Origin of the sequence: Enterococcus sp. HMSC072F02 (genome assembly GCF_001837725.1) — a bacterium.
Taxonomy (GTDB): Bacteria; Bacillota; Bacilli; order Lactobacillales; family Enterococcaceae; genus Enterococcus_B; species Enterococcus_B lactis.
The window spans coordinates 60,069-74,509 of record NZ_KV833965.1 but is presented as its reverse complement, the minus strand read 5'-3'; the positions used below and the strand labels follow the sequence as shown (position 1 = coordinate 74,509).

At 36.5% G+C, this 14,441-nt stretch carries 15 protein-coding genes; 12 read left to right on the top strand and 3 right to left on the bottom strand.

What is annotated here, in order from left to right:
- Positions 1-27 precede the first annotated feature (27 nt).
- Entirely contained in the window at positions 28-1,764 is a 1,737-nt protein-coding gene (locus HMPREF2731_RS09615) for a DUF2264 domain-containing protein (RefSeq protein ID WP_070872877.1), read from the top strand.
- A complete protein-coding gene (locus HMPREF2731_RS09610) occupies positions 1,751-2,584 on the top strand; it encodes a hypothetical protein (RefSeq protein WP_070872876.1) in 834 nt (277 codons plus the stop codon). Before HMPREF2731_RS09615 ends, HMPREF2731_RS09610 begins: the two co-directional genes overlap by 14 nt.
- A 126-nt stretch (positions 2,585-2,710) precedes the next feature.
- Here HMPREF2731_RS09610 and HMPREF2731_RS09605 read toward each other — a convergent pair whose 3' ends face one another.
- The 3 genes from HMPREF2731_RS09605 to HMPREF2731_RS09595 all read right to left on the bottom strand — a co-directional run bounded on the left by HMPREF2731_RS09605 (position 2,711) and on the right by HMPREF2731_RS09595 (position 6,509).
- Positions 2,711-4,498 (bottom strand): glycoside hydrolase family 35 protein, encoded by a 1,788-nt coding sequence (locus HMPREF2731_RS09605; protein WP_002290563.1) that lies wholly within the window; start codon positions 4,496-4,498, stop codon positions 2,711-2,713.
- Between the two features lie 15 nt (positions 4,499-4,513).
- On the bottom strand, positions 4,514-5,677 hold the full coding sequence (locus HMPREF2731_RS09600; RefSeq protein ID WP_002290564.1) for a glycoside hydrolase family 88 protein: 1,164 nt from the start codon (positions 5,675-5,677) through the stop codon (positions 4,514-4,516).
- Positions 5,678-5,801: 124 nt separating this feature from the next.
- Positions 5,802-6,509, bottom strand: coding sequence for a GntR family transcriptional regulator (locus tag HMPREF2731_RS09595; protein WP_002290565.1), 708 nt, complete (start codon positions 6,507-6,509; stop codon positions 5,802-5,804).
- A gap of 278 nt (positions 6,510-6,787) precedes the next feature.
- Here HMPREF2731_RS09595 and HMPREF2731_RS09590 point away from each other — a divergent pair, with 278 nt between their 5' ends.
- The 10 genes from HMPREF2731_RS09590 to HMPREF2731_RS09545 all read left to right on the top strand — a co-directional run bounded on the left by HMPREF2731_RS09590 (position 6,788) and on the right by HMPREF2731_RS09545 (position 14,401).
- Complete coding sequence (locus HMPREF2731_RS09590; protein WP_002341159.1) at positions 6,788-8,272, top strand: BglG family transcription antiterminator; 1,485 nt, start codon at positions 6,788-6,790, stop codon at positions 8,270-8,272.
- The gene (locus tag HMPREF2731_RS09585) at positions 8,262-8,669 is read left to right on the top strand and encodes a PTS sugar transporter subunit IIA (RefSeq protein ID WP_002290569.1); all 408 of its coding nucleotides are present in this window, start codon (positions 8,262-8,264) and stop codon (positions 8,667-8,669) included. Before HMPREF2731_RS09590 ends, HMPREF2731_RS09585 begins: the two co-directional genes overlap by 11 nt.
- Complete coding sequence (locus HMPREF2731_RS09580; RefSeq protein WP_070770136.1) at positions 8,666-8,980, top strand: PTS fructose transporter subunit IIB; 315 nt, start codon at positions 8,666-8,668, stop codon at positions 8,978-8,980. The genes HMPREF2731_RS09585 and HMPREF2731_RS09580 overlap by 4 nt, the downstream gene beginning before the upstream one ends.
- Before the next feature lie 15 nt (positions 8,981-8,995).
- Positions 8,996-9,448 carry a PTS sugar transporter subunit IIA gene (locus HMPREF2731_RS09575; protein ID WP_002290571.1) on the top strand — a complete coding sequence of 151 codons (453 nt, stop codon included), beginning with the start codon at positions 8,996-8,998 and terminating at the stop codon, positions 9,446-9,448.
- Between the two features lie 16 nt (positions 9,449-9,464).
- Entirely contained in the window at positions 9,465-9,785 is a 321-nt protein-coding gene (locus HMPREF2731_RS09570) for a PTS fructose transporter subunit IIB (RefSeq protein WP_002290572.1), read from the top strand.
- A gap of 19 nt (positions 9,786-9,804) precedes the next feature.
- A complete protein-coding gene (locus tag HMPREF2731_RS09565; RefSeq protein ID WP_002315682.1) occupies positions 9,805-10,902 on the top strand; it encodes a PTS fructose transporter subunit IIC in 1,098 nt (365 codons plus the stop codon).
- Positions 10,903-10,958: 56 nt separating this feature from the next.
- Positions 10,959-11,648, top strand: coding sequence for a D-allulose 6-phosphate 3-epimerase (gene alsE / locus HMPREF2731_RS09560; RefSeq protein WP_002290574.1), 690 nt, complete (start codon positions 10,959-10,961; stop codon positions 11,646-11,648).
- Positions 11,649-11,860: 212 nt separating this feature from the next.
- Positions 11,861-12,787 carry a PTS sugar transporter subunit IIAB gene (locus HMPREF2731_RS14520; RefSeq protein ID WP_002290575.1) on the top strand — a complete coding sequence of 309 codons (927 nt, stop codon included), beginning with the start codon at positions 11,861-11,863 and terminating at the stop codon, positions 12,785-12,787.
- 23 nt (positions 12,788-12,810) lie between these two features.
- Complete coding sequence (locus tag HMPREF2731_RS09550; protein WP_070872875.1) at positions 12,811-13,608, top strand: PTS mannose/fructose/sorbose/N-acetylgalactosamine transporter subunit IIC; 798 nt, start codon at positions 12,811-12,813, stop codon at positions 13,606-13,608.
- Complete coding sequence (locus HMPREF2731_RS09545) at positions 13,595-14,401, top strand: PTS system mannose/fructose/sorbose family transporter subunit IID (protein ID WP_002290579.1); 807 nt, start codon at positions 13,595-13,597, stop codon at positions 14,399-14,401. The genes HMPREF2731_RS09550 and HMPREF2731_RS09545 overlap by 14 nt, the downstream gene beginning before the upstream one ends.
- Positions 14,402-14,441: the final 40 nt, after the last annotated feature.

Genomic DNA, 14,441 nt, shown 5'->3' with positions numbered 1-14,441 from the left:
TAAAGAAAAAGAATTCGGAAGGTTGTCATGAATCAGTTAAAACAAAATCTATTTTTGACGCGGCGCGATTTCGAAGAAGCACTAGAGGAGATGATTCTGCCTTTAAAACAGGGACTATTCAATAGTGAAAAACCAGGAGTACGTCTAGGGAGTAGCGGCGCTGTTTATGACGAGAAGAGAGCAGAAATGGAGGCATTTATTCGTCCATTATGGGGACTGGCACCTTATTGGATGAATAATGGGACGAAAGATGAGTTGAAAGACGTCTATCGAAAGAAAATCTTGAAAGGGATGAATCCAAAAGATTCATTTTATTGGGGAGATATTAACGATTATGATCAATATATCGTAGAAATGGCAGCGTTATCTTTGAATCTGTTATTGAATCGAAACTATTTCTTTGATGAACTGTCAGTCACTTCCAAACAACAGTTGATTCATTGGCTAAAACAAGCCTTAGATAAAAAAATACCTAAAAATAATTGTACATTTTTCAAAATTTTGATCCGAATCGCTTTAAAACATTGTGGTGAATCATTAGATAAAGAAAAAATGGAAGCAGAATTACGCTTTATTGACACGATGTATGTAGGAAAAGGCTGGTATATCGACGGTAAATCTTCGCAAAAAGATTACTATGTTCCTTTTGCTTTTCATTATTATGGATTGATTTTTGCCAAATTAATGAAAGATGACTTTCCTGAATGGTCAGAAAAATTCATCTATCGTGCAAAAGAGTTTACGAAGGACTATATTTATTATTTCGATTCCGATGGAGAAGCGTTACCTTATGGACGAAGTCTCATCTATCGATTTGCACAAGGTGCTTTTTTTTCTGCATTGATTTTTGCAGAAGTGGAAGCAATCCCTTGGGGTCAGATAAAGACGCTTCTTTCCAACCATATGAAGCAGTGGATGACACACGATATCTTTACTTATGACGGACGGCTATCCATTGGGTATCATTATGAGAACCTTGTGATGGCAGAAGGTTATAACGCACCGGGGTCTCCCTATTGGGCATTAAAAGTATTTTTATTACTAGCAACAAAAAAAGAACATCCGTATTGGAAAGCCAAACCTGAACCAGTCAATACCAAAGAGAAAAGATTGATTGATAATGGAAATATGCTTTTGTGTCAGGCAAAAGAAGGAAAACATGTACTTGGTTATCCATATGGTTTGATGATTGATGGCCAAGCGCATGCCCCAGCGAAGTATAGTAAGTTTGTCTACTCTACTAAATTCGGCTTTAGTGTGCCAAAAGCGGGAATCACATATGGAGAAGGGGCATTTGATAATACATTAGCTCTTTCAAGAGACGGTGAATATTTCAGGACAAAGAAAAAGGTACGAAGTAGTGAAGCAACAGAGACTTCTGTTATGTATGAATGGCAACCATTCCAAGAAGTGCTGATCCAAACAGAAATTTACCCATTTGGTGAATGGCATGTTCGATTCCATGAGATATATACGACGATTCCTTTAGAGATAAGAGAAGGCGGATTTAGTCTTTTGGTAAAAGAACCAGAAATAACTTTGGCGAAAGACTGTGCAAAAATAAAAGAAACGCATGTGTCTCAAATCATTGCAATCGAGGGGTATGAAGAAGCAGGGATTCAGGTGCTAGAACCAAATACTTCTGTATTCTTTCCAAGAACCAATCTTCCCTATTTTAAAAAGAAAATCGAACCTGGTACCCATCGCTTTATTTGTTTAGTTGGCGGAATAATAAATGGAGGAGAAAAAAATGATCCAAATTGATCTAAAAAATAAAAATAATCAAGTAGTTATTGGCAAAATCGATCACGAGAAAAAAGAAACCGCATTTTCTGCAAATGGAGAAGAAATAGCAGTTTTAGCAATCAAAAATCACACATATGAAGTAGGAGACAAACTGGTCATAACGAAAGAGAAAAATGATCACTATTTTGTTGTGCAATTAGATGAAACATTGGCACCGACACTTCTTTATATTCCAGAGAAGAAATGGGAATATGTGATTCCGCTAGAAGAAACGAAAGCTTCAGTAGAGACGGGATTTCATTCAAAAAGACATCACATATATGTTCGTAAAGCCTATGATTTTGAAGTGGAAAGCTATCGGAATGTATCTACAAACCCTCATGATCAAAAATTGTTCAGTGGAGCATATCCACATGCATATGCTAATGTAGAGACGAGAAATGATGTGACTTTTTTTGCTAAAAATGCGATTGACGGAAAGTTTGGTAATCGCTCACATGGATCCTATCCATTTACTTCTTGGGGAATCAATCAGCAAAAAGATGCAACTTTGACGATCGACTTTGGACGCTCAATCCAAACCGATCGAGTAAATCTTTTGTTTCGAGGAGATTATCCACATGATAGCTATTGGACAGAAGTTTCGATTTGTTTTTCTGATGGAGAAACAATAAAAGTAGCAACAACAGATACGCTTGAATTTCAATCGTTTTACTTTCCTGAAAAAATGACGAGTTCAGTTACTTTGAAAAATTTGAAAAAAGCAGAAGATACGTCACCATTCCCAGCATTAACACAAATTGAGATTTTCGGACGAGAAGTAATCACTTGTACTTGATTAAGAGAAATAATGATAGAAAAGCTATTCACTATAAAAGGGAATCCGTTTTGAAAATCGAATAATGATTTTCGTAGGACTCCCTTTTTGTATAAGCTAATTTACAGGATGATTATTTTGAATCGTTCATGACAAATCTTTTTTTATTGGTTGATCTGAAAAAATCAATGTATCAATCGATATACCTTCTGTTTCAAAAATAATCACTTCATTTCTGCCTTTTTTTAGTACATCTTTTGGACAATATAGTGATAAAACAGGCCCATGATTCCAGTACCTCCCAAGATTGAATCCATTGATGATGACGACCCCCTTACCATATAAAGAACAATCGATATAAGTATCTGCTTCTTCAGCAAGATCAAACTCAAATTGATAAAAAGAAGGCTGTGACGGGTCTTTGCCAGCGGAATAGTCGATTTTATCTAGTTGAGCTTGTTCGAAAGTCAATGGGTAATGGCGGTATCCAAGATGGAAATGGATATCTTGCATAACACCATTGCGAATCCCTTTTGATTGGGAGGGACTATTCAATTTTGCACCGTAATTGACTCTTCCTAAATTCTCAACTAGAACATCTAATGCGATAGTGGGCTGATTTTTTTGTCCTTCAAGCATCATTTCATCACCCAGTGTTTCTTGTGTTTGCGTTTGATTGTATTTGCCGTCAATATATATTTGTGCACGATCGTTTGTTTCGATTAAACGTAATTTATTTTTATGTCCGTAGTTTTTTAAGGTAAGTGAATATAATAAATAGCCGTAGCCATTGCTTGCTTGTTCCATTGTCAAAGGGTAATCTGTTTTGATTTCTTCACAAATCTGTTCTTTTATATGAAATAGAGAAACGCTTTTATTTACCGGATAAGTCCCTAGATTTTTTAACGTTTTTGTTCGGGGCTCTGCTTGCCAAACAGATGGACAAACTTCTTTGATGACCCTTTGAACTGCATAATATTTCTCAGTAGGTTGTCCAGCTTCGTTTAATAGTGCATCGTAATCATAGCTTGTGATTTGCGGAAGATCTGTATTGCCTCGAGCAGAACACCCATTATAAAAACCAAAATTTGTTCCCCCGTGGAACATATAAAGATTCAAGGAACCAATTTCTAACATCTCTTTTACTTCAGTTGCTAATTCTTCGGGATCACGCGTAATGATAGGTTCTCCCCATCGATTAAACCATCCATCCCAATACTCCATACACATGATCGGCCAATTTTTTTGATGATTCTGCATAAATTCTTTTAAGACCTGCGCATTTTCTTTTGAGTGGCTTCCAAAATTACCAGTCACAAAAATGTCTTCATCAATTAATGTACCAGCATCTAACACCTCTAGCCAAGCACCATCGGAGGTAAATAAAGGAACATCAATCGAATGTGCAAGCATCAATTCTTTTGTTTGGCGTAAATAAGATTTTTCCATTCCGTAAGAACCGTATTCATTTTCGAGCTGCATCATGATGACTGGACCACCTTGTGTGATCTGAAGAGGTGCAAGTTTTGGTAGAAGTACTTGATAATAATTTTTCAATTTTTCCATAAATCGAGGATCGGTAGAACGTACTCTTATATCAGGTTCTTTCAATAACCAAGCAGGTAATCCACCAAATTCCCATTCAGCGCAAATGTAGGCGCAAGGACGTAAAATTACCATCAAGTCTAATTCTTGTGCAATTTTTACAAAGCGAACGACATTTTTGAATCCGGAAAAATCAAAGGAACCTTCTTGTGGTTCATGAAGATTCCACGGAATATAAGTTTCAACCGTATTTGCTCCTAGTGCTTTTAAATTATATAAACTGTGCTCCCATTGAGAAGGGGGTATTCTGAAATAATGGATTGCCCCACTAATGATTTTTGTAGGAATACCGTCGACTAAAAATTCGTCTTTTATTTTAAATGTTTGCATGTCTATTCATTCTCCTTACCAGTAAGTGTTCCATTCAGGTTTTGCTAAACGCATAAGTGCTTCTAAATAAAAGTAGTCGCCCCATAGATTTGGCTCATCGACTCCTTTTCCTTCCGCATGAGCATAAACGCCATGTAAAAGCAATCCTTCATTTTCTGGATCATTTTTAGCAGTATAGTGTGTTCCTAATTGATAAATCATTCCTTTTGCTATTTCTTTTGCTTTAGGATACGCTTCCATTTTTTCTGCTTCTAATAATCCACATGCAGCAATCGCTAGAGAAGAACTGTCTTTATCTGATGGAAAATCATCATTGAAATCAAAATCCCAGTAAGGTACAAGATCTTGAGGTAAATGTTCTAAGAAAACATCGACGATCGCTTTGTAGTTCAATGGAAAAGGAACAGAATGCAAGTATCGCTCGTTTAGTGGAATCCCTAAAATCGCCCAACTTTGCCCTCTAGCCCAGATCGACTCATCACTATGACCTTGATGCGTTGCACCATGTGTTGGAACTCCTGTGTTTGAGTCAAAGTAATAGGTATGGAAAGTGGTGGCATCTTCACGAATCACGGTATGCAACAATGTCTGGTAATGCTTGAAAGCCACTTCTTTATAATGTGGGTCATTAGAAAGCGTACATGCTTGGAACAACAAAGGAAGATTGATCAAAGAATCAATAATCAAACGGTATTCGAGAGGATCACCGTATGCTCCCCAAGCTTGGATAAAATTCCCTTTGTTCTGAAATCTTGCCACTAAAATATTTGCAGCTTGTAAAAACGATTCTTTACACAACTGACTATCCACGACTTTATACCCGGCTCCAGCAGATAAACTATAAAGAAAACCGATATCATGATGATCAAGGACGAAGTGTTGGTCTAAGCGTTTTTGAAAGCTATGGATATTTTCCATTGCACGTACTAGAAATTTCTCTTCTTTTGTCCATTCATAAGATAACCAAAGCATTCCCGTCCAAAAACCATTTGTCCAATCATCATTTTTTTTGATTCGATATTTTCCGTTTGTTGCACAAGCTGAAGGGAAATCTAACCCGAAACGAACCATATTTTTTTTGATACGCATCATGCACCATTCAAATTGTTCATCCAACCAATTTTTATCTACAAATGTTCCCAATTCAATCAACATTTCCTTTTTTTGTTGAATATTCATAGTTACCTCCTCTTAAAATGTTAACATATTAACTTAAAAGTAGTATACCGTATTTAGAAAAAAAGCGAGTATTGAAGAGGATTTAAAAAAGTTTATTAGAAGAGAGCAAACAAAAAAGTGAAAGCTATTCCGCTTCCACTTCAATTTTTGTTTTAAAGTATTTCCAATGTTTATAACTGATGATATATTCTGCTACACTTTGATCTGCTAAGTAAGAGTGTTTGATTTGTTGGACAACAGGTTCTCGGAAACTTAGATTTAATAGATTAAGTAGTTCTGCATGCTCTGGGAAAACAATTTCATTTGTTTCCACAGAAGCAAGGGAAAAAAGATCAATCCCAAAATCTTTACGAACTTTTTCGTATATACTTGAATAGACAGAAATATCTTTTGCTATTGGTTCTTTCACTAATTTTTTTGGTAAGTGAGTGATGTGGACCAAAAAGGGTGTGTCTTCAAAGAAACGAACACGTTTAATTTTATAGTAAGAAGCATTTGCTGGTAAGCCTAATTCCTTTAAAATATCCATTTCATTTTCTTCCTCAATCGAGAGTACTTTAACTTTTTCTTTATCTAAAGAATGTAGTTCGATATCAGAGAATTTCACACTTTGAGAAACTTTTGATTTTGAAACGAATGTTCCTTTTCCTTGGATACGATAGAGATAGCCTGCAGCAGTTAGTTCATTGAGAGCCTTGACTGCAGTAATTGAACTAACAGAATATTTCCGTTTGATATCTGCTTCTGAGTAAAATTTATCACCAGGAATAAAGTGGTGGTTTTTGATTTCTTCAAGTAAGTCTTGCTTGATTTGCTCGTATTTAGGAATCATACTAGAAGTCTTCCTTTCTTACAACATCATTATCTAATAGGATAACATGTTAACATATCCAAATCAATTAAAACCCATGAATTCTGCTATTGCAGAAGTAAATAAAATTATGATGGTAGATGAAATTAGTGGAACTTTATAAAAATAATAGAAGTAAAATTGGGATAAAACATCACACTTTAGAAAGCGGATACAAAAATGTCTGATGCAATGGACAAATTTCAGTGAAACAGATGGAATAAAAATGGTTATGATAAAGATGCAAAGGGGGAAGGATCATGACTAGTCAAATGAATCGAGAAAATAAATTAGTGTTGCTCTTGTCAAAACAAAATCATTACATGACTTCAGAAGAATTAGCTGATTTATTAGATACCTCGACTAAAACGGTCTACCGCTTAGTAAAAAAAATAAATACAGAATTTCAAAATGGTCACTTGATTTTATCAGAAAAGGGGAAAGGGTATAAATTAGACTACGAAAAATTTATTGAACGAAACAAAGAAACAAATAATCTATCGATTAGTCTATCGCCAAATGAACGTCAGAATCGTGTAATGGAGGAACTTTTACTGTCTTCACCAAGAGCAATCAGGATATCTGAGCTTTTTAATGCCTACGAGGTGGGTGATTCGGCAATTTCCAATGATGAGAAAAGTATCGCACAAAAGTTGAGGAAGTTTGATCTTCAATTGATTCGAAAAAATCGGACATTAGCCATCAAAGGTTTAGAAGAAGATATACGTAGAGGGCTTGCAGAAGTTATTTGGCGCATGAATATCCTTGATATCGATGAAATAAATGCTTCGAAAACGTTCAACTTCAATCGTTACGATGTCTTGTTCGTTTCAGATCAATTAAAGCTAATCGAAAAAATATTAGAAGGTGGACTTCCTTATCCTTACAATGTCAATATTTTTTCACATCTGTATATCTTGATCAGTCGCTCAAGGAAAAGGAGTGCTCCCGCCAGAGAAGAGGAACTAACCACGCAACAAATTGAATTCTTTGAAAAAGATAACCAAATTAAAAAAACAGCCGAAATCGTTATACAAAATGTTGAAAAATATCTGGCAACTTCGTTATCTGTGAATGAATCTTACTATCTCTATCAGTATCTAGTTTCCTCAAGAATGGAAAAAACAACAAAAGAAATAAAAAAATTTCCAGAAGAGGTAGAAAAAATCACTACTTACTATTTAGAAGAAGTAGGCAAACGAATCAATATGAAAGTGACAAATGAAAGTATTTTTATTGATCTAGCCAATCATATCAAACCAATGATCAATCGCTTAAAAAATCGTATCCACGTAAAAAATGGCTTGTTAGACCAAATTCAGCTGACCTATGAAAAAATCTATAACAGTGTGTCTGAAGTATCTAAAGAAGTCAGTCAACACTTCAAATTACCTCTAATCAATGCAGATGAGATTGGCTTCATAACGTTGTATTTCGCACGGATGTTAGAAACACAACAATTACCGATTCAGACATTGATTATGTGTACGACAGGTATTGGAACTTCTGAATTGTTGAAAGCAAAAATCATCAAAAAATTTCCAGACTTAAATATAGTAGATGTCATTGCGACAAAAAACTATCGTACGGCTTTAGAAAAAAATCCGAACATCGAATTGATTTTGACAACTGTTGGAATCCGCTCACGATTAGGAGTCCATACATTACTTGTTAGTGCGATGCTAACAGCAGATGATCAATCACGAATCCAGAAAAAGATTGGGGAAATCTATAATGAAAGATGAGTTCATCGAAAGAATCGAAGTATCCGTTACTTCTCAACGAGAGGCATATCATTGGTTAGCAAGTTCACTTTACCCTGGAGAAGAAGAGAAAATAAGCATATTGATGGAAGCTTTTCTTATGCGTGAACAAAATGGAAATATTCAAATCGAAGAGGGGATCATTCTTCCTCATATTGAACATGAGTTGATCACTGAATCAAAAATCATCATTTTGTATCCCAAAAAAACCATTATTCAATGGAACGAAGCAATCGAACAAGTCGATTTGATTCTTTTTGTATTGCTTTCACCAAACGAAAATACGGAAAAAAAGAAGAAAATAGCAAATTTTATGAGATGTTTAGCGGACGAAACATTTATGCAAACATTAAAGAAAATAAGGAGAGATAAAAGATGAAAATCGTAGGAGTAGCCGCATGCACAGTTGGGATTGCCCATACGTATATTGCACAAGAAAAATTAGAAAATGCAGCCAAAAAAGCAGGACACGAGATGCATATCGAAACGCAAGGAACGATTGGTATCGAAAATGAATTAACCCCAGAACAAATAAAAGAAGCAGATTTCGTGATTCTGGCAATTGATGTAAAAATAAGTGGCAGAGAACGATTTGAAGGAAAACGTATCATTCAAGTACCAACAGAAATCGCCATCAAATCACCCAATAAACTAATCGAAAAAGGCGTTGAAGTCGTAAAACAAGCGTGAAGGAGTGGAAATGCCATGGAAGTAACAAACATTATCGATCCGAATACGATCAAAACAAACTTAGCAGGAACGACAAAAGAAGAAGTACTTGAAGAATTAGCAACTATATTGTTGGAAAATGCGTATATCACCGATGTAAAAGAATTTATGAAAGATATATATGCTCGTGAGAAAGAAGGGCAGACAGGTATTGGGAACTACATTGCAATTCCTCATGGAAAAAGTGCATCTGTCAAAAAGATCGGGGTAGCAATTGGAGTGACAGCTCGAGAAATCCCTTGGGAAACATTAGATGGTAAAGGGGTAAAAGGAATTATTTTGTTTGCTGTGGGCAATGATAATGAAGGGGCTAAAACTCACTTGAAGTTGTTATCTTTATTTGCAAGGAAACTAGGAAATGATGAAGTTGTTGAGCAATTGATCAAAGCAAAAGAGACAAAAGAGGTTATCGCAGCATTTGCATCATAAAAAGGAGGAAGAAAACATGAAGATCATAGGAGTAGCTGCATGTACAGTTGGGATTGCCCATACGTATATTGCACAAGAAAAATTAGAAAATGCAGCCAAAAAAGCAGGACACGAGATGCATATCGAAACGCAAGGAACGATTGGAATCGAGAATGAATTAACCCCAGAGCAAATAAAAGAAGCAGATCTCGTGATTCTGGCGATTGATGTGAAAATAAGCGGCAGAGAACGATTTGAAGGAAAACGTATCATTCAAGTCCCCAGTGAAATAGCCGTAAAGTCACCCAATAAACTGATCGAAAAAGCACAAGAAATAATTGAAAAACAACTTGTTTGATCATAAGGAGGGAAAAAAGATGGAAAAGATAAAAAAGTTAAATTTAAAGGGACATTTATTGACAGCGATTTCTTATTTGATTCCAATCGTTTGTGGAGCAGGGTTCTTGATTGCTATCGGGATGGCGTTCGGTGGAACAAGTCAAGGGACACTGGTACAAGGTAAATTTTCTTTTTTTGATGCTTTAGCAACAATGGGAGGCGCTGGTTTAGGGTTACTTCCTGTAGTCATTGCAACAGGGATTTCTTATTCTATTGCAGCAAAACCAGGGATTGCTCCAGGGTTCATCATCGGATTGACAGCGAATGCTATTGGGGCTGGTTTTATTGGGGGGATATTAGGTGGCTATCTTTCTGGATTCCTCGTGTTAGCTATTTTAAACCATGTGAAAGTCCCAAATTGGGCAAAAGGACTGATGCCAACATTGATTATTCCATTTGTTGCTTCTATCCTAGGTGGGTTAATCATGGTCTATATCATTGGAACACCTGTTGCCTTGTTTACGTCTTTTCTTACGAATTTCTTAGATGGATTAGGTAATTCGTCCTTGTTGATTTTTGGCGGTGTAATCGGCTTACTAAGTGGCGTTGATTATGGTGGACCAATTAACAAAACTGTTTTTGCCTTTGTTCTCACAATGCAAGCAGAAGGAATCAATGGGCCAATTACAGCCCTCCAATTGGTAAATACGGCGACGCCTATTGGTTTTGGATTAGCTTACTTTGTCGCAAAAATATTTCGGAAAAACATCTATACAAAAGTGGAAGTCGAAACATTGAAATCAGCTGTTCCAATGGGTGTGATCAATATCGTCGAAGGTGTGATCCCACTAGTGATGAATGATATCGTCCGAGGTGTGGTTGCTACGGCTATTGGCGGATTTGCTGGTGGTGCAACGACAATGATCCTAGGCGCCGATGCAACAGTACCCTTTGGCGGCGTATTGATGATTCCGACGATGTCCAGACCTTGGGCAGGCGTGATAGCAATCTTAGTGAATGTTCTTGTGACAGCCGTTGTTTTGGCAATTATCAAAAAAGATGTGGGGAAAGAAGTCGAATCCGTAGTGGAAAAGGAAGAAGAAGATATTGACTTGGGAGACATTCAGATTTTCTAAGTCCTTCATTTAGTCGGGGATTCAATCATTGATTTTTAAATAAAGGAGTCTTATATATGAGTAAAGTTTTGTTCTCACCATCTTTAATGACGATGGATCTAGATAAATTTAAGGAACAAATTGAGTTTTTGAATCAGCATGTCGATTCTTATCATATCGATATCATGGATGGACATTATGTACCTAATCTGACATTGTCTCCATGGTTCATTGAGGAAGTACGAAAAATCAGTCATTTACCAATGTCTGCCCATTTAATGGTCACAGACCAAAGTTTTTGGGTGAATCAATTGATTGCACAAAAATGCGAATGGATTTGTATGCATGTCGAATGTTTAGACGGGCTAGCCTTTCGATTGATCGATCAGATCCATGCTGCAGGGCTAAAAGCAGGAGTCGTATTAAATCCTGAAACACCTATTGAAACTATTTTTCCTTATATTGATTTAGTGGATAAAATCACTATCATGACAGTCGATCCCGGTTTTGCTGGACAGCGCTTCATCGAAAGCACATTAGATAAAATCGTTGATTTAAGAAAACTTCGTCAAGAAAAGGGATATCATTATTTGATCGAAATGGACGGATCTTCGAATCGAAAATCATTTAAGCGAATTGATCATGCCGGGCCAGATATCTATATCATCGGCCGTAGTGGATTATTTGGTTTAGACGAAGACATTGAGAAATCATGGGCCATCATGAAAAGAGACTATGAGGAAACAACTGGAAAAAGTATAGAATAAGGAAATAGTTAAAAAGGTGAGAGGCAAAAGTTTAAGAGCTACTTTTGCCTCTCACCTTTTTTGTATGCTGATACTTTTTAGATAATTGTACAGAAATAAAAAAACATAACATGTTAAGATGTTAGGTTTGCGAATGAGATAAACTATGTTATAGTGTGTTTGTACAAAAGATAATATGTTAAGTAGAATTTTATTTTTAGGGAGGAAAAGTGATGCAGAATATTATATTGATTAGTCATGGCAGTATGGCTGAAGGTGTTAAGGCAAGTCTAGAAATGATCGTCGGAAAGCAAGATCATGTTCATGTCGTTGCGTTGACGCCTGATGGAGACAATCGGCAATTCGAAGAAGAATTATTAAAAAAAATGAAAGCCCTTAACGGCTCATCTTTGATTATTGCAGATCTTTTAGGTGGTACGCCATGTAATGTAGCATTAAGCAACTATCTAGAATCAGAAAATGTAGAAATTATTGCAGGGATGTCTTTACCATTAGTTATAGAAGCAACGTTGAATTCAACTGCTACGGTAAAAGAATTGATCCAAGCAGCAACAACTGGCATTGTTGATGTGAAGCAAAAAATGAAACAAACAGAAATCGAAAAAGAACCAAGCCTTCCAATGGATAATAGCCAATTGTATGAGGCATATAAAGGAAAAGAAAATATCGTGAATGTCAGGATGGACGAGCGTTTGATCCATGGACAAGTTGCGGGCATCTGGGCGCCCAGTTTGCACACACAGCGAATCATTGTGATCAACGATGAAGCAGCAGCAGATACGTTACAAAAATCTTCCTTAAGAATGGCAGCGCCTACATCGATGAGACTTTCAGTTTTGCCGGTTGAATCTGCTGCGAAAAATATACGTTCAGGAAAGTATGGAAAACAGCGTCTATTCCTAGTATTCAAAAATCCAACAGATGTCTTACGTTATTTGAAAGCCGGAGGAAAGCTAACACACGTAAATGTTGGAAATATGAGTTATAAAGAGGGATCAAAAGATATAACAAAAAGTATCAAAGTATTAGATGAAGAAATTGATGTGTTCGAATCAATTGCAGCAATGGATATAAATGTAACCGCTCAATTGGTACCAAATGATCCAGTTATTGACTTCATGGATAAACTGAGAAATTAAACAAAAATGAGGAGGAAGAAAGTATGCACTTAGCAGCGTATCAAATTATTCTTATTACGGTTTATGCTTTTATTGCAATCAATGATTCGCTTATTTCAAATACATTAACACAACCAGCCATCGCAGGTATGATTTCTGGAATGATCATGGGAGACTTGAAAACAGGCTTGATGGTTGGAGGTACATTGCAACTAATGAGACTAGGGATTGCGGCTTTCGGTGAGGCATCAGTTCCTGATTATTTCACAGGAGCCGTCTTGGGAACAGTATTTGCGGTTATCTCTGGGAAAGGTGCAGAGTATGGTATAGGATTGGCTGTTCCAGTATCTTTATTGATGTTGCAACTTGATGTAGTCGCTCGCTTTTGTAATGTTTATCTCTTGCATCGTGTAGATAGAGCAATTGATGATATGAAAATCAATCGTATACCGCGATTAGTCTTATCTGGCTCTTTTCTTTGGGGATTATCACGAGCCATTCCGATTTTATTGATGCTTTTAGTCGGTGATGCTGCTGTTTCAACGATCACAGAAAATACACCAGAATGGTTGATGAATGGACTAAAAACTGCTGGTGGGGTGTTACCAGTCGTTGGTGTAGGAATCTTGTTGCATTACCTTCCAACAAAACAATATATTCCTTATTTACTATTGGGTTTCTTTTTAGCCGCTTATTTACAAGTGCCAATGCTTGGTATCTCAATCGTCAGTGTGATTGCTGCAATTATTGTATTTAAAAAAGATAGTGAAAAAGCAGAACATCCGACAGTGACAGCCACAAATAATGGAATATTTGAAGGAGGATATGATGGGGATGAATAACCAGAAATTAACAAAGCAAGAGCTGAATGCGATTAGTTGGCGCTATATTTTAGGAAGTCAGCTGAACTGGAACTATGAACGAATGATGAGTTCTGGCTATTTATATGGGATATTACCAGTATTGAAAAAATTCTATGGTAATGACGAATCACAATTACAGGATATGATGCGTACACATAATCAATTCTTCAATATCAACGCGATTTTCGGAAATTTGATCATGGGGATTGATGTGGCAATCGAAGAAGAAGATGGTTACAAAGCAAAAGACACAATCATTGCCTTAAAAACAGCTTTAATGGGTTCTCTTGCTGGCGTAGGTGATTCATTGTTCCATGTGATTTGGGGAACGATTTTTGGATCGATCGCAGGAACATTAGCTCAAAGTGGCTCAATTGTTGGGTGTGTGATTTGGGTCATCGCGAATATCGCTTTATTATTTGGACGGGCTGCATTATTACCATTAGGATACAAACAAGGAGTCAAACTTGTCACAACTTTGAAAAACAAATTATCTGCATTCACTAATGCCGCAACAGTTTTAGGTGTCACGGTAATTGGTGCTTTGATTCCTTCCGTGGTAAAGGCAGCGGTCCCATTTGTTTATAAAAAAGATGGGGTGGAATTAGTTATCCAAGATACATTAGACGCTATTTTACCCTCTCTTGTTCCAGTGTTACTTGTTTTATTAACTTATTGGATGTTGGGACAAAAGAAATTGAATTCCACACGAGTAATCTGGATCATTTTGATTCTTTCCATTGCATTAAGTGCGTTTGGTATTTTAGCTTAAAAAAGGAAAAGTGAGATACGTCCGTTCACACATTTGTCTA

Coding starts and splice junctions, on each gene's coding strand:
- HMPREF2731_RS09615 (WP_070872877.1), top strand. CDS start 28: ATGAATCAGTTAAAACAAAATCTATTTTTGACGCGGCGCGATTTCGAA.
- HMPREF2731_RS09610 (WP_070872876.1), top strand. CDS start 1,751: ATGATCCAAATTGATCTAAAAAATAAAAATAATCAAGTAGTTATTGGC.
- HMPREF2731_RS09605 (WP_002290563.1), bottom strand. CDS start 4,498: ATGCAAACATTTAAAATAAAAGACGAATTTTTAGTCGACGGTATTCCT.
- HMPREF2731_RS09600 (WP_002290564.1), bottom strand. CDS start 5,677: ATGAATATTCAACAAAAAAAGGAAATGTTGATTGAATTGGGAACATTT.
- HMPREF2731_RS09595 (WP_002290565.1), bottom strand. CDS start 6,509: ATGATTCCTAAATACGAGCAAATCAAGCAAGACTTACTTGAAGAAATC.
- HMPREF2731_RS09590 (WP_002341159.1), top strand. CDS start 6,788: ATGACTAGTCAAATGAATCGAGAAAATAAATTAGTGTTGCTCTTGTCA.
- HMPREF2731_RS09585 (WP_002290569.1), top strand. CDS start 8,262: ATGAAAGATGAGTTCATCGAAAGAATCGAAGTATCCGTTACTTCTCAA.
- HMPREF2731_RS09580 (WP_070770136.1), top strand. CDS start 8,666: ATGAAAATCGTAGGAGTAGCCGCATGCACAGTTGGGATTGCCCATACG.
- HMPREF2731_RS09575 (WP_002290571.1), top strand. CDS start 8,996: ATGGAAGTAACAAACATTATCGATCCGAATACGATCAAAACAAACTTA.
- HMPREF2731_RS09570 (WP_002290572.1), top strand. CDS start 9,465: ATGAAGATCATAGGAGTAGCTGCATGTACAGTTGGGATTGCCCATACG.
- HMPREF2731_RS09565 (WP_002315682.1), top strand. CDS start 9,805: ATGGAAAAGATAAAAAAGTTAAATTTAAAGGGACATTTATTGACAGCG.
- alsE (WP_002290574.1), top strand. CDS start 10,959: ATGAGTAAAGTTTTGTTCTCACCATCTTTAATGACGATGGATCTAGAT.
- HMPREF2731_RS14520 (WP_002290575.1), top strand. CDS start 11,861: ATGCAGAATATTATATTGATTAGTCATGGCAGTATGGCTGAAGGTGTT.
- HMPREF2731_RS09550 (WP_070872875.1), top strand. CDS start 12,811: ATGCACTTAGCAGCGTATCAAATTATTCTTATTACGGTTTATGCTTTT.
- HMPREF2731_RS09545 (WP_002290579.1), top strand. CDS start 13,595: ATGGGGATGAATAACCAGAAATTAACAAAGCAAGAGCTGAATGCGATT.